This is a genomic window from Pseudomyxococcus flavus (genome assembly GCF_050038885.1).
Lineage (GTDB): Bacteria > Myxococcota > Myxococcia > Myxococcales > Myxococcaceae > Myxococcus > Myxococcus flavus.
Map to the genome: position 1 here is coordinate 7,733,766 of NZ_CP143624.1, position 23,855 is coordinate 7,757,620.

General features: G+C 69.5%; 17 protein-coding genes. 10 read left to right on the forward strand and 7 right to left on the reverse strand.

Features of this window, described 5'->3' with window-relative positions:
• Positions 1-38: 38 nt before the first annotated feature.
• Complete coding sequence (locus tag VZL07_RS32450) at positions 39-1,745, reverse strand: protein kinase domain-containing protein (RefSeq protein WP_426751821.1); 1,707 nt, start codon at positions 1,743-1,745, stop codon at positions 39-41.
• A 122-nt stretch (positions 1,746-1,867) separates the two neighbouring features.
• On the opposite strand from VZL07_RS32450, the gene VZL07_RS32455 reads away from it, so the two are divergent.
• A complete protein-coding gene (locus tag VZL07_RS32455) occupies positions 1,868-3,823 on the forward strand; it encodes an ABC-F family ATP-binding cassette domain-containing protein (RefSeq protein ID WP_426751822.1) in 1,956 nt (651 codons plus the stop codon).
• Between the two features lie 43 nt (positions 3,824-3,866).
• On the opposite strand, the gene VZL07_RS32460 is transcribed toward VZL07_RS32455, so the two are convergent.
• Entirely contained in the window at positions 3,867-4,556 is a 690-nt protein-coding gene (locus VZL07_RS32460) for a zf-TFIIB domain-containing protein (RefSeq protein WP_426751823.1), read from the reverse strand.
• A 221-nt stretch (positions 4,557-4,777) separates the two neighbouring features.
• Positions 4,778-7,024, reverse strand: coding sequence for an ATP-binding protein (locus VZL07_RS32465; protein ID WP_426751824.1), 2,247 nt, complete (start codon positions 7,022-7,024; stop codon positions 4,778-4,780).
• Between the two features lie 107 nt (positions 7,025-7,131).
• Here VZL07_RS32465 and VZL07_RS32470 point away from each other — a divergent pair, with 107 nt between their 5' ends.
• The 8 genes from VZL07_RS32470 to VZL07_RS32505 all read left to right on the forward strand — a co-directional run bounded on the left by VZL07_RS32470 (position 7,132) and on the right by VZL07_RS32505 (position 16,607).
• The gene (locus VZL07_RS32470) at positions 7,132-9,540 is read left to right on the forward strand and encodes a transglycosylase SLT domain-containing protein (RefSeq protein ID WP_426751825.1); all 2,409 of its coding nucleotides are present in this window, start codon (positions 7,132-7,134) and stop codon (positions 9,538-9,540) included.
• 230 nt (positions 9,541-9,770) lie between these two features.
• Positions 9,771-9,974 carry a cold-shock protein gene (locus VZL07_RS32475; protein WP_011553379.1) on the forward strand — a complete coding sequence of 68 codons (204 nt, stop codon included), beginning with the start codon at positions 9,771-9,773 and terminating at the stop codon, positions 9,972-9,974.
• A gap of 134 nt (positions 9,975-10,108) precedes the next feature.
• Positions 10,109-11,506 carry an L-seryl-tRNA(Sec) selenium transferase gene (gene selA / locus VZL07_RS32480; RefSeq protein WP_426751826.1) on the forward strand — a complete coding sequence of 466 codons (1,398 nt, stop codon included), beginning with the start codon at positions 10,109-10,111 and terminating at the stop codon, positions 11,504-11,506.
• Positions 11,503-12,096, forward strand: coding sequence for an HNH endonuclease (locus VZL07_RS32485; RefSeq protein WP_426751827.1), 594 nt, complete (start codon positions 11,503-11,505; stop codon positions 12,094-12,096). Before selA ends, VZL07_RS32485 begins: the two co-directional genes overlap by 4 nt.
• Positions 12,097-12,328: 232 nt before the next feature.
• Complete coding sequence (locus VZL07_RS32490; RefSeq protein ID WP_426751828.1) at positions 12,329-13,282, forward strand: P-loop NTPase; 954 nt, start codon at positions 12,329-12,331, stop codon at positions 13,280-13,282.
• Positions 13,279-15,237, forward strand: coding sequence for a helix-turn-helix domain-containing protein (locus tag VZL07_RS32495; protein WP_426751829.1), 1,959 nt, complete (start codon positions 13,279-13,281; stop codon positions 15,235-15,237). The genes VZL07_RS32490 and VZL07_RS32495 overlap by 4 nt, the downstream gene beginning before the upstream one ends.
• An 85-nt stretch (positions 15,238-15,322) precedes the next feature.
• The gene (locus VZL07_RS32500; RefSeq protein WP_426751830.1) at positions 15,323-15,586 is read left to right on the forward strand and encodes a hypothetical protein; all 264 of its coding nucleotides are present in this window, start codon (positions 15,323-15,325) and stop codon (positions 15,584-15,586) included.
• A gap of 10 nt (positions 15,587-15,596) precedes the next feature.
• Complete coding sequence (locus VZL07_RS32505) at positions 15,597-16,607, forward strand: RluA family pseudouridine synthase (RefSeq protein WP_426751831.1); 1,011 nt, start codon at positions 15,597-15,599, stop codon at positions 16,605-16,607.
• Here the strand turns inward: VZL07_RS32505 and VZL07_RS32510 are convergent.
• Both VZL07_RS32510 and VZL07_RS32515 read right to left on the reverse strand, forming a co-directional pair.
• On the reverse strand, positions 16,588-17,898 hold the full coding sequence (locus VZL07_RS32510) for an HD-GYP domain-containing protein (RefSeq protein ID WP_426751832.1): 1,311 nt from the start codon (positions 17,896-17,898) through the stop codon (positions 16,588-16,590). The genes VZL07_RS32505 and VZL07_RS32510 overlap by 20 nt on opposite strands.
• A 4-nt stretch (positions 17,899-17,902) precedes the next feature.
• Entirely contained in the window at positions 17,903-19,669 is a 1,767-nt protein-coding gene (locus VZL07_RS32515) for a HEAT repeat domain-containing protein (RefSeq protein WP_426751833.1), read from the reverse strand.
• Between the two features lie 128 nt (positions 19,670-19,797).
• Here VZL07_RS32515 and VZL07_RS32520 point away from each other — a divergent pair, with 128 nt between their 5' ends.
• Complete coding sequence (locus VZL07_RS32520) at positions 19,798-20,157, forward strand: hypothetical protein (RefSeq protein ID WP_426751834.1); 360 nt, start codon at positions 19,798-19,800, stop codon at positions 20,155-20,157.
• A 125-nt stretch (positions 20,158-20,282) separates the two neighbouring features.
• On the opposite strand, the gene VZL07_RS32525 is transcribed toward VZL07_RS32520, so the two are convergent.
• Positions 20,283-22,748 carry an OPT family oligopeptide transporter gene (locus VZL07_RS32525; RefSeq protein WP_426751835.1) on the reverse strand — a complete coding sequence of 822 codons (2,466 nt, stop codon included), beginning with the start codon at positions 22,746-22,748 and terminating at the stop codon, positions 20,283-20,285.
• A gap of 161 nt (positions 22,749-22,909) precedes the next feature.
• On the reverse strand, positions 22,910-23,797 hold the full coding sequence (locus tag VZL07_RS32530; RefSeq protein ID WP_426751836.1) for an RNA polymerase factor sigma-32: 888 nt from the start codon (positions 23,795-23,797) through the stop codon (positions 22,910-22,912).
• Positions 23,798-23,855 lie beyond the last annotated feature (58 nt).

Genomic DNA, 23,855 nt, shown 5'->3' on the forward strand with positions numbered 1-23,855 from the left:
ACGGGTGAAGGCGCGTGCCCACCGGGCCGAACGGCCAGCTACTCGAACACGGAGATGTCGGGACCGGACGGGCTCGACGGCTTCGGCGCGGGGCGCGCCGGACGAGCAGGGGCGGCGGCACGCACGGGGTCCAGCACCACGTTCGCCGTCTGCGTATCTCCCGCGACACGCCGAAGGTTGAGCGTCAGCTCCTTGTCCTGATGCCCCGGCGAGCGGAAGGTGAAGGTGTGCACCTTGTCGCGGCGCAGCTGCAGCTTCGTGGGCGTGCTGCCCACCATCTCCTCACCCTCGTAGATGGAGGCGCCCGTCGGCGTCGAGTCGAGGCTGACGGTGATGAGGGCCGACTCGGTGGGCGCCGAGGCCGTGTTGCCCGCGGCGACCTGCGTCGTTGGAGGCGCGCTGTCCTTCGGGACGTTCACCACCACCGGCGTCGCCGGTGGGGCGCTGCCCTGGTTGCCCAGGACGACCGCGGCGCCGATGCCCAGCAGCACCAGGGGCACCGCGACGAGCGCCGCCTTCTTGGCGGTGGACATGCCCTCCGGCTCGGGAGGCGGGGCCGGGGGAGGGGGCGTCGCACCCCGGGGAGCCGCGGCACGTACCCGGCTGGCGGAGGTAGCGCCGCTGCCACCCTGGGGCCTGGCCACCACGACGTTGGACGGGGTGGAGCCCCGGCCCAGCGTCGGCGAGGCGCCCACGCGCGAGGAGCGGATGCCGCTCTGGCTGCCCTGACGGCTGGAGCGGCTCCCCGGCCGGCTGCGGCTGCCGCTGCCGCGCTCGTTTCCGCCCGAGGCGCCGCCGCTCGGCATGGCGTCGAGCTCCTCGTTGGAGAGGTCCGCCACCGTGTCCAGCATCGCGTCGATGAACTCCTGCGCGTTCTGGTAGCGGTCCTCCTTCTCCGGGGCGAGCGCCTTCTTGAAGAAGGCATCCAGCGCGGCAGGGACGGGGGCTCCCTGGCGCTTGGTGTTGACGGAAGGCACCGCCTGGGTGAGCGACGCCGTCAGCGCCTTGCGCACGGTGTTGGCGCCGAAGGGCGAGCTGCCCGTGAGGCAGAAGTAGAGGACGCCCGCCATGGAGTAGAGGTCGGAGCGCTGGTCCACGGACTCGCCGCCGGCCTGCTCGGGCGGCATGTACTGCGGCGTCCCGAGCACCTGTCCGGTGGAGGTGAGCTGCTCCTCCTCCTCGGACTCCATGGCCTTCACCAGACCGAAGTCCAGCACCTTCACGAAGTCCTGGCCGCTGAGCTGCTGCACCATGATGTTGTGCGGCTTCAGGTCGCGGTGGACGCAGCCTTCCGCGTGGGCGTGCGCCAGACCCTGGCACGCCTGCTCCACGAGGCTGAGCGCGCGGCGCAGGGACATGGGGCCCTGGCGCTTCACCATCTCCTTGAGGCTTTCGCCCTCCAGGAGCTCCATCACGTAGTAGCAGGTGCCATCCGGGGACCGGCCGAAGTCGAAGATGGTGATGACGTTCGGGTGGCGAAGGCGGCTGGCGAGCTCCGCCTCGCGGCGGAAGCGCTCGAAGAACTGGGGCGCGGCGGCGAGCGACGGGTTGAGCGTCTTCACCGCCACCGGGCGCTGCACGGAGGTCTGGGTGGCGCGGAACACCATGCCCATGCCGCCCTGGCCCAACACGCTCTCAATCTTGTAACGGCCGTCGAGGACCTGGCCGAGGAGCTGGAGGCTCTGGCCGGAGCAAAGGTGGTCGACGCCGTCAGTGCTTCCGCAGTGTGGACAGGGGGCAGCCATGTGGGCCCGGAGTATAGACAGGCCCAGCCCCGGTCCGGAAAGCCCCTGTAGGGCCGTGAAGCAAACGGGCGGGCACATCCGACATTCCCGAGGGCCTCGCGGGCTGTTACATCCCCGCCGCCATGAGCCTCGTCATCGCCCAGGACCTCTGCCTCGCCTACGGAAAGAAGGTCCTCTTCGATCATGACAGTTTCACTCTGGGTCCAAGGGACCGGGTGGGCCTCGTGGGGGCCAACGGGACGGGCAAGAGCTCGCTGATGAAGATCCTGGCGGGCGTGTCCCAGCCGGACTCCGGGACGGTGCAGTACAGCCGCAAGGCCCGGGCGGGTTACCTGCCGCAGGAGATCGCCGGGCTGCCGGACGGGACGGTGGTGGAGGCGGTAATGAGCACCGTGCCCGGCCGTGATGCCCTGGAGGCCCGCCTCAAGGAGACCGAGGAGGCGCTCGCCGCCGCCACGGACGAGGAGGACCAGCTCGAGCTGTCCCAGTCCCTGGCGGACCTGCACGCGGAGCTGGACGACTTCGAGAACCGCTACGGCCGGCACCACGCCGAGCGCATCCTCAAGGGCCTGGGCTTCCGCGACACGGACCTGGCCAAGCCCACCTCGGCGCTGTCCGGCGGCTGGCGCATGCGCGCGGCCCTGGCGGGGCTGTTGCTCCAGGACCCGGACCTGCTGCTGCTGGACGAGCCCACCAACCACCTGGACGTGCCCACGCTCACGTGGTTCGACGACTTCATGCGCCGCTCCAACAAGGCGCTGGTGCTCATCTCCCACGACAAGGACTTCCTCAACCGGCAGATCAACCGGGTGGTGTCCCTGGAAGTGGAGGGCGTGCGCGAGTACGCGGGCAACTACGACGAGTACAAGCGGCTGCGCGCGGAGGAGAAGGAGCTGCTGAAGGCGCGCGCCGAGAAGGTGGAGGCCCGCCGCGCGGAGCTGCAGGGCTTCATCGACCGCTTCGGCGCCAAGGCCACCAAGGCGCGGCAGGCGCAGAGCCGCGCCAAGATGTTGGAGAAGCTGGAGAAGGTGCAGGTACTGGAGGAGCGGACCTCGATGAAGTTCCGCTTCCCCGAGGTGGAGCGGAGCGGCCGCGACGTGGTGACGCTGGAGGGCATCACCAAGCGCTACGGCGCCCAGACGGTGTACGACGGCCTCTCCGGGCGGGTGGAGCGTGGCCAGCGCATCGCCGTGGTGGGCGCGAACGGCGCGGGCAAGACGACGCTGCTGAAGATGGTGGCGGGGGAGCTGACGCCGGACTCCGGCACCGTGACGCTCGGGCACAATGTGGTCGTGGGGTATTACGCGCAGCACCACGCGGACAAGCTGGACCGGCGGAACACCATCATCGAGGAGGTCCGCCCGCTGGCCGCGGACAAGCCGGAGAGCTACGTGCGCGGCGTGCTCGGCGCGTTCCTCTTCAGCGGCGATGACGTCGAGAAGCCCATTGGCGTGCTCAGCGGCGGTGAGCGCGCGCGCGTGGCGCTGGCCAAGCTGCTGCTGGTCCCCTCCAACTTCCTGCTGATGGACGAGCCCACCAACCACCTGGACCTGGACTCGTCCGAGATGCTGATTGAAGCGCTGAAGAGCTACAGCGGCACGCTGCTGTTCGTCAGCCACAACCGCAGCTTCATCAACGGACTGGCGTCCCATGTCTGGGAGGTGGCGGACGGCAAGCTCACGCCGCACCCGGGCAACCTGGACGACTACCTGTACCACCAGCAGCAGCTCCAGCAGGCCGCGGCGGCGGGGAGCGCCCGGGGCGAGAAGGTGCCCTCCGGGCCGATGACGGAGAAGGACCGCAAGCGCCTGGAGGCGGAGGCCCGTCAGCGTCGCAGCGTGGTGGAGGGGCCCATCAAGAAGGAGATCGCGAAGCTGGAGGCGCGCATCGCCGAGGTGGAGGCCAGTCAGAAGGAGCGCGAGGCGCAGCTCGCGGACCCCGACCTCTACAACGACTTCGCGCGCGCCAAGCCGCTGATGGACACGCACCGGGCCGGCAAGGAGGAGCTGGAAGACCTCTATGCCCGGTGGGAGGCCGCGCAGGAGAAGCTGGCCGAGGCGTCCGCTTCGCTCGGGTGAGCCGGCGCGGAGGGCCCGTGACGGGGGTCGCCGCGCACGGGCCTCAGCCGATGCCCGCCCGGCCGCGGCGCTTCAGCTCCTGGAACAGCCACCTCAAGGCGGCGGAGGCGAACCCTCCGACGTTGAGCGCGGCACCGCCGTCCGAGGTCGGGACGAAGAGGGGAATGAAGTCCTCCCGGTTGAGCTCGTTCGTGAAGGGAATGGCGCCGCTGGGGGCACAGCTTCCGCAGTAGAACGCGTCCTCCCAGACGAAGCCGTGCTCCGGCCGCAGGTTGCGCTGGCACGTGGTGCAGCTCGGCCTCCCTTGGATTTTCACGGAGGGGCGGACCGTGGTGGTGATGGGCTCGTTCCGGTACGCCTCTACGGCCTCCTCCAACAGCTCGAGCTCACCCGCGTCCAGCGCCACGCCCGCGCAGTCCGCGCACACCTCCATGGGCACCCCCAACGCCTCCACCACGGGCATGGGCGCCTGGTGACAGCGCGGGCACGTGGGGGCGCGGGTGCCGCAGTCGGTGCAGTGTGGGACGCGCCGGAGCTCAGCCTGACAGCCCTTGCAGATGCCCGGTCGGCTCTCCGCGCGACGCAGGAGCGCATCCGAGATGGAGCCTCCCATCACCTTCGCGAGGGCCTCTCCCTCGAACCACACAGCGCCGCAGTCCGTGCAGCTTTCCATGGGGAGCTCGCCGCTTGGGGCGAGCTGCATCGCCGTCTGGCAGAAGGGGCAGGCGCTCATACCGACGAGCCTATAGGCGCCCACTGCTCGGGCCGAAAGCAGTCTGTGCCGTGTTTGCCTGATTCGACGAGGCCCCCAGGCGTGGGCAGCATCGGTGTCCCTGGTGTCGGAGGAGGTTGGCAGGCTCGGCGTCTCACGGGCCTGATGCCGTGAAGTGCCGCCACCCGGAACCCGGCGGGCCAGGCCGACTGGGCGGCCTGAGTGTGCACCGCCCGGGGGCGTTACGCCCGCACCCGCTTGCGGCGCTCCCGCTTGGCGCGAGGCTCCCGCGGCGCCGGCTTCGCCGCATCCCGCAGCTCCTCGGGCATGGGCAGTGATTGCGACGGACGTGTGCTGGGGGCAGGCAGCCCGTCGACGGAGGAGGCCTCCGCGGGTGACTGCTCGGAGGGCAGGGCGGGGAGGCGGATGATGAACGTGGTGCCTTCGCCCACCTTGCTCTGCACCGAGATGCTGCCGCCGTGGTTCTTCACGATGCGCTGGCAGATGGCCAGCCCCAGGCCCGTACCCTTCTGCTTCGTCGTGTAGAACGGCACGAAGATGTGCGGGTGCTGGTCCGGAGGAATGCCGGGCCCGTTGTCGGACACCTGCACCTCCACGAACTCGGCGCCCGCGCTGCGCAGCTCGCCGAAGCGCTCCGGCTTCTCCGTGCGCACGCTGATGCGTCCCTCGCGCGTGCCCAGCGCCTGCACCGCGTTCTGCACCAGGTTGATGAGCACCTGCTTGAGCTGCTCCGCGTCGCCATCCACGCGCGGCAGCATCAAATCCAGCTCCACGGCGAGGTTGAGGTTGGACGGCACGTCGTTCTGGATGAGCCGCATGGTGCGCGTCACCACCTCGTTGAGGTCGGTGGTGCCGAAGCTCTGCTTCAGCGGACGCGCGTAGTCCAGGAACGCCGTCACCACGCCGTTGAGGCGGTTGACCTCCTCGACGATGACCTCCAGGAACTCGGCGTCCTCGCCGTGGAACTGCGCCGGGTCCAGGCACTGCGCCGCGCCCTTGATGGCCCCCAGCGGGTTGCGAATCTCGTGCGCGAGGCCCGCCGCCATCTCACCCAGCGCGGCCAGGCGGTCGCGCTCGCGAATCTTCTCGTACAGCTTGGAGTTCTCCAGCACCGTCGCCAGCCGCTCCGCCACCTCCAGGATGATGGCGATTTCGTCGGACGCGTACGCCTCCGGCACCCGTTCATCCCACAGGTTGAGGAACCCGATGACGCGGTCATTGCCCATCAGCGGCACGGTGATGCCGGCCTTCACCTGCACCAGCGCCGCGCGCGTGTCGTTGAGGCGCTTGAGCTCGTCGCGGTAGCGCTTGCCCTCCACGGCCTGCAGCCGCATGGTCGCGATGCGGCGCTCCACGTTCTCCCGCAGCACCGCCTTCTGGCCGCTGGCCGCCGCGAAGAGCAGGCCGCGCGCCACCGCCGTGTCCAGGAAGGCCACGGGCAGCGGGCCCCGTGAGTCCAACAGCCGGTACCCGGGTCGGTCCTCCGCCAGCAGGTACACCGACGCGTGCGTCACGCGCCCTGTCTCGTGGAGGGTGTCCAGTACCAGCCGGGCCAGCTCGGAGATCTCGATGACGTTCGCCATGCGCGCGCGCAGCGAACCCAGCGACTCCAGCAGGGCGAAGCGCTCGCGGAAGAAGATGCGCACCACCATCTCCTCCACCTTCACCTTCAGCGGCTCCAGGAGGATGAGGATGACGAACGCGGCCACCACCGTGTTGAAGAGGAACAGTCCCGTGTTCTCCTCCACCCACGCCGTCAGCACCGTGAAGACGGCCGCGAGGATGCTGGCCAGCACCGTCTGCGAGGCAATCTTGCCCAGCAGCTCGTGCAGGTCCATGAGCCGCAGCCGCAGCAGCGTGTGGGCCAGGAAGAACAGGTACAGCGTGGAGAAGACCGACCCCAGCGTGGGGAAGGGGATGCCGAAGCTGACCAGGAAATCCAGCGCCGAGAAGAGGATGGCCGCGCCCGCGCCGATGGCCAGGTACGCCAGCCGGAACTTCTCGATGCGCGACTCCGTGGTGCGGACCCGGTGGAGCAGCAACGAACCGTAGGTCACCAGCGTGCCCAGCACCCACACGCCCATGCACACCCGCGCCCAGAGCTTGTCGGCCAGGGGGGTGACGGCCACGGTCAGCCCCAGGAAGGCGGACAGGAGGGCGAGCCGGCGGCCCATCAGGTGGGTGCCCTTGCTGACGCCCAGGAACTCGAGGAAGAAGGCGACGGCGGCGCCCGGCACCAGGGAGGCCACCAGGATGGTGGCGCCCACGGAGATACGGGATGTCCACGGGTAGTCGGCCGCGGGGAAGATGCTGTGAAAGAACAGCGAAAGGTAGTAGCCGGCGACCGTCAGCGCGAAGACGGAGTACAGCGTCAGCACCCTGGGCCGGCCGGGCCGCAGCAACATGGACACGCCCAGGGCGAGCCCGATGATGGAAGCGAGCAGCGCGCTCTGTGTCCGGATGTCCATGAGGAGGCGGACAGTCTAACCTGTGTCCGCCTCCGGAAATTTTCCATGTCCTGCTGGTTGTCCTGGGGCGAGCCCGCGCGCATCTCCCTGCGAACCAGCCCCCGCGTATGAAGAAGCCCTTCCTGTCCAAGCTCGCCGTCGTCGCCTCCGCGCTGTTGGTGTCCGCGCAGGCCCCCGCCCCACCGGCGGTTTCGTCCACGCCGGCCGAGCCCGAGGCGTCCGAAGCGCCGGCCCAGCACCCCAGCAACGCGCCCCCCGAGGCGCAGCTTTCGCCGCCTCCCGACTCGGAGAAGGCGCCGCTGCCCGTGGGGTACGTGGAGGTGCTCAACCCCGCCTTCCCCAACGCCGCGCCGCCCACGCCGGTGGTGCACCGGGGCCGCCGGTACGGGCTGGAGGACCTGGCTCCGTACTTCGGGGAGGGGAAGAAGAAGGAGGCCCGGGACGCGTTCGACCGCGGACAGTACACGCGCGCGCGCGAGCTGCTGAAGGACGAGGGCGACAGCGCGCCGGTGCGCTACCTGCGGGCCCTGGCGGCCGTGCGCGCCGGGGATGACGCGGCCGCCGCGGCGGAGTTCTCCGCGCTGGCGCCCGACTACCCCGCGCTGAGGGACCGCTGCTTGACGCATGGCGGCGTGGCGCTGGAGAGCCTGCGCCGCTTCGACGAGGCCGCGGCGCTGCTGGAGCAGGTTCCGCCCGAGTCGAAGCTGTACGTGGACGCGCGGCTGGCGCTGTCCCGGGTGCTGCGCAAGAAGAAGGACGCGGCGGGCGCCATGGCCGCGCTGGAGCCGCTGACCGCTCGCGCGGCGCCGAGCTGGGGCCGCAACGTGGGCGCCGAGGCGCTGATGGCGATTGCCGACATCGCCGCGGAGAAGAAGGACAAGGCCGCCGAGCGCGCCGCGCTGTGGCGCCTGTGGGCCGCGCATCCGCTGTCCGCCCTGGCGAAGCAGGCCGAGCGGCGCCTCAAGGGGCAGACGCCGCCGCTGGAGGCGAAGGTGGGCCGGGGCGAGACCCTGGTGGAGCTGCACCGCAACAAGGCGGGACTGGACCAGCTCGAACCGCTGCTGCCGAAGCTCCAGCTGCCGGACGCGCTGGCCTGCCGCGCGCACTTCGCCTTCGGCAAGGGCCTGCGCAAGGAGCGCCAGCACACGCGCGCCATCCAGGTGCTGACGCCAGTGGCGGAGAAGTGCCAGGACCGTGACCTGCTTCCGCGCGTGCTGTACGTGCTCGGCTCGTCGCGCTCCATCGTCGACCAGGCGCGGGGCATGGAGACCTATGAGCGGCTGGCGCGCGAGTTCCCGGACCACTCGTTCGCGGACGACGGCCTGTTCTACGCGGCCGACCTCTACCTGAAGACGGGGCGGCCCCAGGAGGCGATGGCCCGGCTGGACACGCTGGCCCGGCTCTATCCGCAGGGGGACTTCCTGGGTGAGGCGCTCTTCAAGGCGTACTGGATTGCACGCACGACCGGCGCCGAGGACGCCGGCCTGTCGTTCCTGGACCGCATCGAGGCCCAGTTCGCCAAGGCCGACGAGAGCTACGACGTGGAGCGCGCGCGCTACTGGCGGGCGCGGACGCTGCAGGAGAAGGGCAACATCGAGGGCGCGGCGGAGCTGTTCGAGAAGCTCTCGGTGGACCACCCCGCCACGTACTACGGGCTGATGGCCCGCTCGCAGCTGGCGAAGGCGGACCCGTCGCGGCTGGAGCGCGTGTCCGCCGAGATTTTCACCGTGCCCGAGGCCGTCAGCCCCTGGCCGCTGTTCGCCGGCCCCATGGGCGAGGACCCGCACTTCCGCGCGGGCGTGGAGCTGTACCGGCTGGGCTTCACGGAGGCGGTGTCGTCCGAGCTGCTCGCCGTCAACCGGACGAACCTGCCCGCGGAGTCCCTGCGGCTGCTGGTGCTGGTGCTGCACGAGGCGGGCGACGAGCGCGCCGCGCACGCGGTGGCGCGGCTGGCGCTGCGCAAGGACCTGAGCGGACGCATCACCCCGGAGACGCGCGGGATATGGGAGGTGGCCTATCCCAACGCCTTCCGCGAGCTCATCGAGAAGCACACCGCCGTCGCGGGCGTGGAGCCGGACCTGCTCCAGGCGCTGATGCGGGAGGAGAGCGCGCTCGACCCCAAGGCGCTGTCGTGGGCGGGCGCGCTGGGGCTGACGCAGCTGATGCCTTCCACGGCGAAGAGCGTGGCGCGCCAGTTGAAGCTCAAGCGCTTCAGCGTGGACCAGTTGCTCGATCCGGACCTGAACATCCGCCTGGGCGCCCACTACCTCGGCGGGCTGCTGAAGCGCTTCGACGGGCACACGCCGTACGCGGTGGGCAGCTACAACGCCGGGCCGGGCGCGGTGAATCGTTGGAGGTCCGACAAACCGGACCTGGCGCTCGACGCGTGGGTGGAGGAAATCCCCATCTCCGAGACGCGCGGCTACATCAAGCGCGTGCTCCGCTCCTTCAACACGTACCAGCTCCTGTATGGCCGGGCGCCCAAGTTGCCCGTGCTCAAGAGCGCCGCGAAGTAGGGAAGCGGCCTCCATCCGGGTGGGAACCGGGTGGTGGCAGCGGAGAATTCGGGCGGAATGCGGCGTGGATGCCGTCGGTTATGTCCACGCCCGGAAAAAGGGTGCTGTTGAAGGTGTACCCCCCTATGCAACCGGGTGGAAACGTGTCACACGGCGGGGGCCGCACCCGTATACGGCGTGGCAACCAGCTCAATTCATGAAGCTGGAAGAGAAAGAAGAAGAGAAGCGTAATGGCGACTGGTACCGTGAAGTGGTTCAACGACGCGAAGGGCTTTGGGTTCATCATGCAGGACGGCGGGGGCGAGGACCTCTTCTGCCACCACACTGCGATTCAGACCCAGGGCTTCCGCACGCTGCAGGAAGGCCAGAAGGTCGAGTTCGACGTGGCCCGGGGCCCCAAGGGCCTGCAGGCTCAGAACGTTCGCCCGGTCTGAGTTCCCACTGAGCGCGCGCCGCGCTCGGTTCGAAGGCTCAGTCTCCCGAGGGAGGCTGGGCCTTTTCCTTTTTGTCACCCCGATGTTGGGGGGCCTGCCTGGAAGTTGGCCGGCTGCTCTCCTAGACTCGGGCCATGGGCGCCCCGTCGAACAGTGGAGACGGTGGGAAGAATGCGCTCCTGCGCGCGCTCCCCTCCGTCGAGCAGCTCCTGCGGCGCCCGTCGCTGGAACCCCTGTTGAGCCGAGTCCCCCGGGCCCGTGCGGTGGCCGCGCTCCGGCTGGCCGTGGACCGTGCCCGCGGCCGGCTGGTGTCAGGCGCGGGGCCTGGCTTCGAGGACGCGGACGTCCGGTTCGCGCTGGACACGCTGGCCACGCCGGGCTTGCGGCCCGTGCTCAACGCCACCGGGGTGGTGCTGCATACCAACCTGGGCCGCGCCCCCCTGGCGCCCTCGGCGGTGGAGCGCGTGGCGGCGGTGGCCCGGGGCTACTCCAACCTGGAATACGACCTGGAGGAGGGCGAGCGGGGGAGCCGCTACGCGCCGCTGGTGGGCCTGCTGCGCTCGCTGACGGGCGCGGAGGACGCGGTGGTCGTCAACAACTGCGCGGGCGCGGTGCTGCTGGTGCTGGCGGCGCTGGCGTCCGGCCGCGAGTGCGTGGTGTCTCGCGGGGAGCTGGTGGAGATTGGCGGTGGCTTCCGCGTCCCGGACGTGATGCGCCAGTCCGGCGCGAAGCTGGTGGAGGTGGGCACCACCAACCGCACGCGGCTTTCGGACTACGCGGCGGCGGTGGGGCCGGAGACGGGGCTGCTGGTGAAGGTGCACCGCTCCAACTTCGCGATGGTGGGCTTCACGCACGAGGCGCCGGTGGCGGAGCTGGCCTCGCTGGGGCGGGCGCGCGGCGTGCCGGTGTTCCAGGACCTCGGCGCGGGCGCGCTGGTGCCGCTGACGGGCGAGGGGCTGAGCCCGGAGCTCACCGTGGCCCAGGCGGTGGCGGCGGGCGCGGACGTGGTGGCCTTTTCAGGAGACAAGTTGTTGGGAGGACCCCAGGCGGGAGTGGTGGTGGGCCGGTCCGCGCTGCTGGCGCGCATCAAGGCCCATCCGCTCATGCGGGCCCTGCGGGTGGACAAGCTGACGGTCGCCGCGCTCGAAGCCACCCTGGAGCTGTACCGGGATGGCCGGGCGGAAGACGTTCCGGTGCACCGCCTGCTTGCCCAGTCGCCAGAGGCGCTGCGCGCCAGGGCGGTGCGGCTGCAGGGCTTGCTGGCGGAGCAGGGCGTGCGTGCTCGGGTTGCCAGCGTGGTGGGACAGGTGGGTGGGGGTGCCATGCCGCTGGCCGGGTTGCCGTCCTTCGCCTGCATCCTCACCCTAGAGACGCCGGAAACATTCCTCGACCGCCTGCGCGGGGGAATGCGGCCGGTTATTGGCAGGATCGCGGATGGCGAGGTGCTCCTCGACGTCCGATGTCTCGAGGAGGAGGAGCTCCAGACGGTCGCGGATGCCGTCGCGGCCGCCATTCCAGGGAACCCGCCATGATCAACAGCGCCGTGCTTGTCCTCAACCGGTACTACCAGCCGGTGCACGTCACCTCGGTGAAGCGGGCATTTTCGCTTCTGTACCTGGGGGTGGCGAAGGCCATCGACTCGCAGTACCGGCTCTACGAGTTCGCGGATTGGGCAGAGCTGAGCGCCACGCAGGACTGCATCACCACCATCGACCGCACCATCCGCATCCCTCGCGTCCTGGTGCTCAGCGCGTATGACCACCTCCCCCGGGGGCGGGTGCGCTTCTCCCGGCTCAACATCTACGCGCGCGACAACGACACCTGCCAGTACTGCGGGAAGAACCTGCCGCGCAGCGAGCTGAACCTGGACCACGTCCTGCCGCGCACGCAGGGAGGCAAGACGACGTGGGAGAACGTCGTGTGTTCCTGCGTGCCCTGCAACCTGAAGAAGGGCGGACGGACGCCGGAGCAGGCCAGCATGAAGCTGCTCAAGAAGCCCGTGCGCCCGCGCTGGACGCCGCTGTTCCGGGGCGCCACCCGCAAGGTGACGTACAGGGAGTGGTTGCCGTTCCTGCACCTGGCGGATGCCTCGTACTGGAACGTCGAGCTCCTGGACGAGTAGTGCCTGCCCGGTGGGCGGCCGGGCACGCCTCAAAGGGCGTCGGACGGAAGCGGCTTCCTGGGAGTGACGGGTTTCCGGCGCACGCGCGGTCCAGGTTGTTGCACTGAACGGATGCGGAAGGTCGGGGAGTCGACGCGACCCCGGGTTCGGGATTTGATGGGGGGGCATGTCCGAACCCTCGCGAGTGCCCCGGACGGAATCCCGTGTCCTGGGCCCTACGGAGCCAGGTCCCATGGTCTCCGGTCCACCTGGGCTGTCACGCCGTCCGCGTCCCCGGCGCATCATCGCCGTGGGAGGCGGCAAGGGTGGCATTGGCAAGTCCATGGTGTCCGCGAACCTGGGCGTGGCCCTGGCGCAGTCGGGCGCCAACGTGCTGCTCGTGGACGTGGACCTGGGCGGGGCCAACCTGCACACGTGCCTGGGCGTCGGGCAGCCCAACGCGACCCTGTCGGACTTCCTGCGGCGGAACAAGGCTCAGATTGAAGAGGTCATCGTCCCCACCGGGGTGCCCCGGCTGTCGCTGATCGCAGGCGCGCAGGACGCGCTGGACGCGGCGAACCTCAAGTACGCGCAGAAGCAGAAGCTGCTGCGGACGCTGATGAGCACGTCGGCGGACTACCTCATCCTGGACCTGGGCGCGGGGACGAGCTTCAACACCATCGACTTCTTCGTCCTCGCGGACCACGGGGTGCTGGTGATGCTGCCGGAGCCCACGTCGGTGGAGAACGCCTACCGCTTCGCGAAGGCGGCCTTCTTCCGCAAGCTCCAGCAGGTGGAGTCGCAGTACGGCATCGAGGACCTGGTGGAGGACGCGCTCACCACCCGCGAGGGCGCGCTGCGCACGCTGCATGACGTGATGGCCCAGGCGCGGCGGAAGGACCCGGCCATCGCGGAGCGCCTGGAGCGCGAGCTCTCGGCCTTCCGCATCCGGCTCATCGTGAACCAGGCGCGCACGGACGCGGACCTGTCGGTGGGCGCCTCGGTGGCCGCCGCGTGGAAGAAGTTCTTCGGCATCGAAATGGATGTCCTGGGCGCCATCCGCTACGACGACGAGGCCTGGCGCGCGGTGCGTAAACGGAAGCCCGTGCTCATCGAACGGCCGGATTCGGCTGCGGCCACTGCCATTCAGGGCATCGCAACGCGTATCCTTGCGCTCGACGGCCCCCCTCAGCGCACCGCACCATGAAGCCCTTCGAGCAGCAGACCTACTACGAGATTCTCGAAGTTCCCGTCACCGCGCCCCTGGAGGAGATTCGCGCGGCCTACGACCGGCTGATGGAGCTGTATTCGCCGGACTCCATCGCCGTCTATGCGCTCGTGGACGAGGGCCAGGTGGAGGGGCTCCGCGCCCGGATGGCCGAGGCGCTGGAGATTCTCAGCGACGAGGACTTGCGTGCCGAGTACGACAAGGACCTCGGGCTCCCCGCGCGGCGGCTGATGGACGCCGTGGCCACGGGCGGCGCGATGACGCACAAGGAGGCCGCGCCGGAGCCAGAGCGTGCGGAGCCGGAGCGGGTTGGGGTTGCCGCATCCGTCGCGGAAGATCAGACTGCGCCTCTTGTCACGCAGGTCCCCGAAGCGGGGACGAACGGGAGGCCAGAGGCAGTGCGACACGTGCCGGTACAGGATCCGGATTGCGCGAGCGGAGAGCGGGAGGCGGACAGGCAGGACGCGGCCGAGGCGCCGCAGGCCGCCGCACCACCGGTGGCGGTGCCAGCAGGGAAGGCCGACTTCCGCGCCTCGTTCTTCCGCGGCTTCTCGTTCGCGTACGTGTCCAGCTCTCTCCAGGACACGCAGAGCCTGGGGAGCGCGGTCAATGTGCCGGCGGCTTCGATGCAGCCCGCGGCGGCGCCTGTACCCGCCGCGAGCGTGCCTGCCGCTGCGACGCTGGGGGCGACGGCTTCGTCCGCTCCGGCGCCGGTGGCTCAAGCTGTCGAGGCACCCCAGAATGTCTCGTCCGCCGCGACGGTCAGCGTCGCGCCCGCCAGTGCGGTTCCCGCGGCGGCCGACGTTGCGGCTCCGGCCACTGGCTCGGTGTCCGGGACGTCGGCCCCGTCTGCTCCGCAAGCACCTCAGGGCGGGTCGGCTCAGACTGCCGCCGAGCATGGCTCGGACGCCAGCGCTGCGCCGGGAGCAGCGTCCGGTGCACAGGCTCCGGCTGTCCCCGTGCACGCCGCGGACGCCAACCGCGCGGCCGGAGGCGCGTCCACAAGCGCTCCGGCTTCGAGCGACACTCAGGCCCCTGACGCCAACGCCTCGTCGAACGGCGCGTCAGCATCGGTCTCTCCGTCTTCCTCGGCGGTGATTCCGAGTGGCGCGGCCGTCGCCCAGGCGCCCCAGGCGTCAACGCCGGCAAACACGGATCCGGCCGTCGCCCAGGCGTCAACGCCGGCAAACACGGAGCCAGCCGTCGCCCAGGCGTCAACGCCGGCAATCACGGATCCGGCCGCTGCCCAGGCGCCCCAAGCGCCAACGCCGGCGAACACGGAGCCGGCCGTCGCTCCCGTGCCGGACGCCGCACCGGCGGCATCGCCGTCGTCCTCGGCCCCCGCCGTCACCTCCGTGCCGGCCGCGGTTCAGACGACCGCGCCGGCCACCATGGCGCCTCCTCCCGTGCCCGCCCAGTCGCCAACTGGGCCGGATGCGTCACGCGCGGCGGCGACCGTGTCCGAGTCGACGGCCATCGTCCCTGCCCATGCGCCGACGGCCGCCGAGCCATCGTCCGAAGCGCCGCGTCCGCCCGCGCGCACCGGGCGCCCGCTGGGGGATGCGCCGCAGATCGCCCAGGACGCCGCCATTGCCACGGCGGAGGCAGCCCTGGCGCAGGTGTCCCAGGCCGCGTCCCGGGCCCGCGAGCCGCGTCCTCGCATCCCGGACATCCCCGCTGACGCCGAGTTCAATGGCGAGCTGCTCCGCCAGGTGCGCGAGGCCCGGGGGATGACCCTTCAGCAGGTCGCCGACCGCACCCGCATCTCCCGCAGCCACCTGGAGAACGTCGAAGCGGACCGGTACAACGTCCTCCCGGCGGCCGTCTACCTGCGAGGTATCCTGATGAACCTCGCGCGGGAGCTGGGGCTGGATCCGCTCCGGGTGTCCAAGAGCTATCTCGCCCTGGCTTCTGAGAAGTCGGGCAGGAAGTAGGGGAGCCAGCGGACGGTGTCGGGATGTCACCGGCGTTGCGAGGAAAGTTGACTCGTCTCCGGGCGCTGCCTAAGTAGGTAGCACGATGACGGACGAGGAAAAGGTCAAGGCGATGCGGCTCGCCCGTGCGATTGCCTCGGATATCTCGCTCTACAACGAGCAGAAGATCATCAAGGGAATCGAACAGGACAACCTCTTCGAGGTCCTCAAGGAGGAACTGGAAGAGGGCCGCGAGCTCTACAAGAGCCGCGTCAGCCCGGAGATCTTCACGAAGATGAACTTCTTCGAGCGGGCGATCAACGACATCGTCCTGCGCTCGAAGGCGCATGTGAAGTCGAAGATCTGGTAACTCCTTCCCCGTGGTAGCGCCCGACACGCGAGAGCACCGCGCTCCGCCCGAAGCACGTGGCGAGCGCGTGGACCAGTACCTCGCGCGGGCGTTCCCGGACCTCACCCGTTCCCGCATCCATGGCCTCATCGAGGCCGGCCACGTCCTCGCGGACGGCCAGCCCGCCAAGCCGTCCCGGCGGCTGCGGGGCGGCGAACTGCTCGTCCTCCACGTCCCCGCGCCCGTTCCCGCCGTCCCGGTGGCCGAGGAGCTGCCCCTCGCGCTGCTCCACGAGGACCGGGACCTCGTCGTGGTCGACAAGGCCGCGGGCATGGTCGTCCATCCCGGCGCGGGCCATGCCTCGGGGACGCTCGTCAACGCCTTGCTGCACCGGGTGAAGGACCTGGCCGGCGTCGGGGGCGAGCTGCGGCCGGGCATCGTCCACCGGCTCGACAAGGACACCACCGGCTGCCTCGTCGTCGCGAAGAACGAGCAGACGCTGGTGGCGCTGCAGAAGGCCTTCAAGACGCGCGCGGTGGAGAAGACGTACCTCGCGCTGGTGCACGGCGTGCCGCCCGCGGAAGGCCGCATCGAGACGCTCTACGGCCGTCACCCCATCCACCGCCAGCGCTTCACCGGCAAGGTGAAGGAGGGCAAGCCCGCCATCACCGAGTTCCGCGTCCTCGAGTCCTTCGACGGCGCGGCGCTGGTGGAGGTGGACCTGCTCACCGGGCGCACGCACCAGATTCGCGTGCACCTGTCCGAGGCCGGCCACCCCCTGCTGTGCGACGCGCTCTACGGCGCCGGGCGCAAGGGGAAGGGCGCGGCGGCCGAGGCCCAGGAGAAGCTGGGCCGGCAGGCGCTGCACGCGTGGCGCCTGTCCTTCGCGCACCCGCGCACGGGCAAGGTGCTGAAGCTGGAGGCGCCCATTCCGGCGGACTTCGATGCGGCGCTGACGCTGCTCCGGGGCACCGTTCCCGCCCCCGAGAGGAAGCCCTCCGCGGCGGCGGGCCGGAAGCGGACTACAGGCCGGACACGCTGAGCGACTGCTGGCGCTTGGACAGCACCTTCACGGGCTGGATGGCCATGACCCGCATGAAGACGGACAGCAGCTCCGGGTCGAACTTGTTCCGCATCTCCGACCACATCAGCATCAGGGCCACCTCGGGCCCATAGGCATCGCGGTAGGGGCGCTTCGAGGTGAGCGCGTCGTAGGCGTCGCAGATGGCGATGATCTTCGCGTACACCCCGAGGTTCGTCTTCGGGATGATCATCTGGATGTTGCCGCGCGAGTCGCGCACCGCGGTGCCGAAGTCCGTCTTGTGCTCGAACGTCGTCACCACGCGCAGCAGGGTGGAGCGGCTGAAGCCCTTCTCCATGAGGATGTTGCGCACGGAGATGAGCGGCGCGCGCTGCACCGTCTGCTTCTCCTCGGGCGTCAGCGCGCCGCGCTTCGTCGACAGCTCCTCCGACAGCGTGGCCATGCCGGCGTCGTGGAAGAGGGCGATGTAGCCCAGGTCTCGCAGCTGCGGCTTCGTCAGCCCCAGCTCGGCGCCGAAGACGATGCTCATGAGGCACACGTTGACCTGGTGGTACACGAGGTAGTCCTCCTCGCGCCGCATGGTCGTCATGCCCAGGAAGTGCGTCTTCTGCTCGAAGGAGATGTCGACGAAGTCCTGTACCAGCCGCAGCGCCTTGGAGGCGTTGATGGGCTTTCCGGCCCGCACCGACTCCAGGTACTTGGTGATGAAGAACACGGCGCGGGCGTAGATGGTCATCGCGTACTTCTTGCGGTCCACCTTCTGGTCGCCCGGGTTGTCCAGGTCCTTGTTCAGCTTCTCCTTCAGCTTGGAGAACTTGGCCACCCGCATGTTGAGCAGCTTGCGGTTCGCCAGGCCGTCCTCTTCGGACGAGGCCGTCTGCTCCTTGCTGAAGATCCAGATGAAGTTCTTCAGCTCCGGGACGGTGACGGGCTTGGTGAGCGTGAAGCCGCCCACGTCCTTGGAGCGCATCTCCGCCAGCAGGTAGCGCTGGTTCTCGATGGAGTTGAGGTCCACCTTCACCAGCATGCCGTTCAGGTAGTAGGACTCCTTGACGCCCGTGAGCTCGAGCCGGCCTTCCTTGCCGATGATTTGATTGATGATGTCCTGGAGCTGGTGCAGCGGCTTCTGGAAGACCGCGTTCTCCGGGTCATACATCTTCACCGAGCGCACCAGCATGTAGAGGCCGGCCACCAGCGAGCGCGCCAGGCCCTGGAGCTTCTCGTTGTGCTCGCGGCCGAACTCGCTGGTGCTCTCTTCCTGCGCCTGGGTGATTTTCAGATTGTCGGCCATGTGCCTATGCCTCCTCTGACAGCGCCGAGTCTCCGAAGAGCGCCTTCTTCGTCTGGTACATCGCCTTGCGCGCCGAGGTGAGGACCTCCAGCGGCTGCGTCTTGTCCTCCACCACCGCTTGCAACAGCTTGTAGCCCTGGATGGAGCACGCGCCGCCCAGGCCGTGGATGGCCAGCAGCTTGTCCTCCAGCACCCGCTTCTTGTTGAGCAGCGAGGGTTTGACGGCGAGCATCTGCTGCAGCATCGACAGGGCCCCCGGGGTACCGGTGGAGCCGATGGCGGCGTACACCGCCGCGCGCTCGTCGGGCGTCTTCTTGTCGAAGCCCGGCTCCCGGAGCAGGCGCATCAGGTCCACGTAGGCCTTGTCGCGGTCGAACTCCGGCAGCAGCTTCGCCGCCAGCATGCGCACCTGGGAGATGGGGTCCGTGAGCGCGTCCACGATGATGCGCCGGGCCTCGCCCGTGCGGCCCCGGCCGATGATGCCGAGCACCTCCAGCTTCACCACCAGGTTGGGGCTCTTCAGCACCTGGCCGAACATCTTCACCCGCTCCGGGTGGTTGCTCTTCTCCAGGATGTAGACCATGTCGCGCACTGTCTGCGGCCGGTCTGACATCAGCCGCGCGACGAAGGGCTCCGGCAGCTCCCGCGCGAAGCCCGCCAGCGCGTCACACAGCAGGATGCGGTTGTCGGCGACCTCGATGGTCTCCAGCACCGTGAGCAGCGGGATGATGGCGTCGCGGTCCAGCGCCTGGAGGTAGCGCGCCACGTCGGCGGGGTTCTTGGGGCGGGTGGACTTGAGCGACTCGCCCACGCGCATCAGGCGCTGTTCCTCGCCCATCTTGTGGAGGAAGTTGTCCAGCATGTGCGCCAGGTCGCCGTTGCCCTCGCGCTGCGACAGCGCGCGCAGCTTGAGGACGATCTGGTTGATGGTGCCGAAGTCGTCCTGGATGAGGAGCATGTCCAGGAGCTGCACGAAGATCTCCTCGAGCAGCGTCGCGTCGTCCACGCCGCCTTCCACCACCTGGAACACGGCGCTCACCAGCTTGGGGAACAGCCGCGCGTTCTCCTCCTCCATCACCTCGCGCTGGAGCTTCGCCTTCAGCTCGTCCGAGGCGTGCCGGCCGCCCACGACGAGGCCACGAATCTGCTCCACGCCGTCCAGCTTGGCGTCCAGGTCCTCCGCGGACACGCGCGCGAAGCGCAGGTAGTCATCCGAGTTCGTCTGCAGACGCGAGTAGAGGTAGCCCACCACCTTGTCCACCTCGACCTGGACTTCCTCCTCGCTGGCGTTCTCCATGGAGAAGCCTTCCACCACCACGTACTCGACGTGCTCCATGCTCGCGCGCCACAGCTGCGCCAGCACGTCCTCGGCGCCGCGCTCGGGCTCGGAGAGGGCGATGAGCGTGAAGGTGGTCAGCTCCTCCACCGTCAGGCCCGGGCGGAAGATGAGCTGCCGGATGCCGTCGCGGAAGAACTTGTAGGGAAGCGGGGTGTCCTCGGAGAACAGCGGCTCGCCGAGGAGGACGAAGTTCTGCTGCTCCACCTTCATCGAGAGCGGGCCGAACTTCTCGGTGTAGACGGCGACCGACTCGAGCGCCTTCCCCAGGAACTCCGGGAAGCGCGACTCGTTGTGGCGATACATGCCGATTTGCTTGATGCCCTTGAGCAGGTGGAAGGCGAAGTTCTTCGCCAGTTCGACCTTCTCGCGCGCCTCGGGCGAGAGCTGCGGCTCCGCGGTGGAGTCCTGAATGGCTTTAGCGGGGGGGGCCATGCTGTCACCCAAGCCTAACCTGATTTCGCGCGGCCACCCAGGAGGCGGTCCGAGGAAGTCTCATGGCTTGGGTGACGGCCCGGTGACGGGGGCCTGAGAATGGCGGGAAATTCCGGTTGTGTTACCGCATGCGTCATCCACCGGAGGGGGCGATGTCCATGGCGCGGTTGATGACGTGCTTGCTGCTGCTGTTGTCGCTGTCGGGGTGTTTCCGGATGAGCCTGCGCTCGGGTGCGCCTCGTGGCGGCGCCCCGGCGGAGCAGTCGGGGGTGAGCCTCGTTGCGGGGCTGACGACGTCCAACGTGGTGACACCCGAGTGTCAGCACGGCCTGTCGCGCGTGGACGTCTACTGGCCCTGGTGGGGCCCCGTCGCCTTCGTGGCGACCCTGGGCATCGTCGCACCGCTTCGCACCGAGTACGTGTGTGCCGAGGGGGTGCAGGCGGCACCGCTCCCGGACGAGGTGCCCGAGTCACATCCGGCGCTCTGAGGTTCGGACCCAGTGGGTGCGCGCCGCCTCCCCTCCCTGGAAATGATTGAGGCGGCGAGGATGGGCCTCGCCGCCTCGGGGTGTCTCAGGTGTGTTTCACCGGTGCCCCACGCCGGGGCCGGGGCTCACGCCTCCTTCTGCGGCGGCGGGGACATGGCGGCGCTCTGACCCTTGAGGGCGGAGCGCAGCAGGAACAGCGTCAGGCCGGCGAAGAAGAGCAGACCCCAGAGGTTGGACCACAGCGGGTGCGCGTGCTCGCTCTCTCCCACGGTATTCAGGAAGGCGCCCAGGCCCCCCTGGTTGCCCAGCAGGGCAGGGAGGTTGAGCGCGCGGGTGCCGGCGCCGTCCGTGGCGATCTCCAGGAAGGCGATGAGCACGCCCGCGATGGAGCCACCGGCGATGAAGCCGGACGAGAGCAGGGTGCCGGGCGAGAAGTCGGACTCGGCGCCGCGGACGCGGTCCACGATGTAGCGCACGATGCCGCCCACGAAGAGCGGCGCGCTGCTGCTGATGGGCAGGTAGACACCCACCGCGAAGGGCAGGGACGACACGCCGCACAGCTCCAGCATCAGGGCGATGAACACGCCCAGCAGCACCAGGTCCCACGGCAGCTTCTGGGTGAGGATGCCGTCGATGATGAGCGCGAAGAGCTGCGCCTTCGGCGCCGCGTAGCGGGTCAGCGGCTGGCCCTCATAGGCACTGACGCGCCCGCCGATGCCCGGGTCCACCACGTACTGGATGGCGCCCGCCTCGTCGACCAGGTACAGGCCGGCGGGCACCGGGGTGTCCGCGCCGCGCACGTAGCCTTCCTTGTAGGTGCGCTGCGGGCCCTCCGAGACGGCGCCCAGGTCGGCGATCTTCGCGGGCGCGCCCGTGGGCAGGTTGAGCGTCACCGCGCCCAGCTCCTGTGGGGACACGTCCCGCCAGCTGCGCAGCTCCAGCGCGCCGCCCTGCGTGTTCAGCTCGTAGCCCTGCGCCCACACGGCCTTGCGCAGCGCCGCCTCGTCCAGACCGCGCGAGGCCAGCGCCTCGGCGGAGACGGTCCAGGGGAAGGTGTGCTGGACGCGCGTCTCGCTGGTGAGCTCGGTCACCGCCACGCCGGGGTGGGGCTCGGGGATGGTGGCGGTGGCGCCGCGGTTGAGCGTCACCAGGACGAGGCCAATGAACATCGCGCTGGTGAGCACGCCGACGAAGAGCGCCACCTGCTGGCGCCGGGGCGTGCCGCCCACCAGGAAGGCCGTCTTGAGGTCCTGCGCGGTGGTGCCGCCATTGGACGCGGCGATGCCGACGATGGCCGCCGTGGTGAGGGCCATGAAGCGGTCCTGGGACGACGTCCAGCCGGCGAGCAGGTACACGAGGCAGGTGATGAGCAGCGTGGCCACGACCATGCCGGAGATGGGGTTGGACGAGCTGCCAATCTCACCGGTGATGCGCGCGCTCACCGTCACGAAGAAGAAGCCGAAGATGACGATGAGGACGGCGGAGATGAAGTTCACCTCCAGCGGCGGCGCCAGCCAGATGGCCAGCACCAGGGCCGCGCTGCCGCCCAGCACCACTGTGATGGGCAGGTCCTGCTCGGTGCGGAGCAGCTGCGGCATGGCGCCCTGGCCGCGCGACGCCCGGAGCGTCTCCAGGCTGCGCTTGAAGGCACCGACGATGGTGGGCAGCGAGCGGATGAGACTGATGAGGCCGCCCGTCGCCACCGCGCCCGCGCCGATGTAGAGCACGTAGGCGTTGCGAATCTCGTCCGGTGACATGTCCCGGATGAGCTGGCCGTTGTGCATCAGCAGGGGCGTGTCCATCCCACCGCCGAAGAAGGAGATGGCGGGGATGAGGATGAGGTAGCTGAGCACGCCGCCCGCGAAGGTGATGGCCGCCACGCGGGGGCCGATGATGTAGCCCACGCCCAGCAGCTCCGGGCTCACCTCGGTGGAGACGGTGGCGCTCTTGAGGCCCTTCAGCGGGGTGCTGAGCACCTCGCGGAACAGCTTCATGCCGGAGTAGGCGAGCTTGTAGATGCCGCCCACCAGGAAGCCGGTGATGACGGTGCGGGCGTTGGTGCCGCCCTGCTCGCCGACGATGAGCACGTCCGCGCTGGCGGTGCCTTCGGGGTAGGGGAGCTTCCCGTGCTCCTGGACGATGAGGCCCTGGCGCAGCGGAATCATCATCAGGACGCCGAGCACGCCGCCCAGCGCCGCCGTGAGGAAGGCGTGCGTGAGGCTGATGTCGTAGCCCAGCAGGAGCAGCGCGGGCAGCGCGGCCGCTACACCGAAGGCGAGCGACTCACCGGCCGAGCCCGTCGTCTGGACGATGGTGTTCTCCAGGATGCTGGAGTTGCCCAGGGCCCGGAAGATGGCGATGGAGAGCACCGCCACCGGGATGGACGCCGACACCGTGAGGCCCACCTTGATGGCCAGGTACACGGACGAGGCGGCGAAGACGATGCCCAGCAGCGAGCCGAGCACCAGCGCCCGCATCGTCATCTCCGCCGGAGACTTGTCGGGGGGAACGTAGGGGGTATGGGCGACCTGCGAGTGGGTCTGCGCGACCGGGACGCGATCCTCGGAGATCGGCGGCGAACCGTGGGCCAAGCGGGGGCTCCTTCAAAGGGAAACCCGCCCCTTCTAGCAGGGCCCCGGCTGGCCGTGAAACAACGCCCTCAAATGACAAGCGCCTCCGCCGGTAGGGAAGAGGCGCTCGACAGGAAGGCCAGCCCCGGATTGCCAGGGCAGGCGGCTGGCCTGGGGGCGGCTTACTGCTGGACGGCGGCGGCCTCGGGGTCCACCTCCGCCATCAGCGCGGCCAGCTCGGACTTCAGCTTGTCCTTGGCGCGAATCTCCAGCTGCCGGGCGCGCTCGCGCGAGAAGCCGAAGTGCTCGCCCAGCTCCTTGAGCGTCATGGGGCGCTCGTTCATGACGCGCTGCTCGATGATGAAGCGCTCACGAGGGTCCAGGCGCATCAGCGCGGTGCGGACGCGGGCGTTGATGAGGCCCGCCTCCTCCTTGTCCGCGAACTCGTCGTCCTGCGACGCGGCGGCGCTCACCACGAAGTCCACGTGGCTGTTGCCGCCGTCCTCGCCCATGGGCGCGTCCAGCGACAGGTCCCGGCCGCCCATGCGCTGCTCCATCTCCCGGACCTCGCCCGGCTTCACGTGGAGCCGGCGGGCGATGTCATCCACGTTCACCGCCACGTCGCCGCTGCCAAACTTCTCCAGCTCGCGGCGCGTGCGGGCCAGGCTGAAGAACAGCTTCCGCTGCGCCTGCGTGGTCCCCAGCTTCACCAGCGACCAGCTCTTCAGGATGTAGTTCTGGATGTACGCGCGAATCCACCAGACGGCGTAGGAGATGAGGCGGATGCCCTTGTCCGGGTCGAACTTCTGCACCGCCTTCATCAGGCCGATGTTCCCCTCCTGGATGAGGTCGGACATCTTGATGCCGTAGGAGCGGTACTCGTAGGCGACCTTCACCACGAAGCGCAGGTTCGCCGTCACCATGCGGTGCCCGGCTGCCAGGTCACCCTTCAAGTAGCGGCGCGCCAGCTCCTGCTCCTCCTCCACCTTGAGGAGGGCGTAGTGGTTGATCTCCGAGAGGTACATCGCCAGGGAGCCGGAGTTGGACGACTGCTCGGTGGAAGCCTGCATGGATGGTTTCTCCGACGGTGGGCCTCGCGGGGAGGCCGAAGAATGGATGGTTTCGTCT

Coding starts and splice junctions, on each gene's coding strand:
- VZL07_RS32460 (WP_426751823.1), bottom strand. CDS start 4,556: ATGAGCGCCTGCCCCTTCTGCCAGACGGCGATGCAGCTCGCCCCAAGC.
- VZL07_RS32470 (WP_426751825.1), top strand. CDS start 7,132: ATGAAGAAGCCCTTCCTGTCCAAGCTCGCCGTCGTCGCCTCCGCGCTG.
- VZL07_RS32455 (WP_426751822.1), top strand. CDS start 1,868: ATGAGCCTCGTCATCGCCCAGGACCTCTGCCTCGCCTACGGAAAGAAG.
- selA (WP_426751826.1), top strand. CDS start 10,109: ATGGGCGCCCCGTCGAACAGTGGAGACGGTGGGAAGAATGCGCTCCTG.
- VZL07_RS32515 (WP_426751833.1), bottom strand. CDS start 19,669: ATGGCCCCCCCCGCTAAAGCCATTCAGGACTCCACCGCGGAGCCGCAG.
- VZL07_RS32530 (WP_426751836.1), bottom strand. CDS start 23,797: ATGCAGGCTTCCACCGAGCAGTCGTCCAACTCCGGCTCCCTGGCGATG.
- VZL07_RS32465 (WP_426751824.1), bottom strand. CDS start 7,024: ATGGACATCCGGACACAGAGCGCGCTGCTCGCTTCCATCATCGGGCTC.
- VZL07_RS32475 (WP_011553379.1), top strand. CDS start 9,771: ATGGCGACTGGTACCGTGAAGTGGTTCAACGACGCGAAGGGCTTTGGG.
- VZL07_RS32510 (WP_426751832.1), bottom strand. CDS start 17,898: ATGGCCGACAATCTGAAAATCACCCAGGCGCAGGAAGAGAGCACCAGC.
- VZL07_RS32450 (WP_426751821.1), bottom strand. CDS start 1,745: ATGGCTGCCCCCTGTCCACACTGCGGAAGCACTGACGGCGTCGACCAC.
- VZL07_RS32485 (WP_426751827.1), top strand. CDS start 11,503: ATGATCAACAGCGCCGTGCTTGTCCTCAACCGGTACTACCAGCCGGTG.
- VZL07_RS32520 (WP_426751834.1), top strand. CDS start 19,798: ATGCGTCATCCACCGGAGGGGGCGATGTCCATGGCGCGGTTGATGACG.
- VZL07_RS32500 (WP_426751830.1), top strand. CDS start 15,323: ATGACGGACGAGGAAAAGGTCAAGGCGATGCGGCTCGCCCGTGCGATT.
- VZL07_RS32495 (WP_426751829.1), top strand. CDS start 13,279: ATGAAGCCCTTCGAGCAGCAGACCTACTACGAGATTCTCGAAGTTCCC.
- VZL07_RS32490 (WP_426751828.1), top strand. CDS start 12,329: ATGGTCTCCGGTCCACCTGGGCTGTCACGCCGTCCGCGTCCCCGGCGC.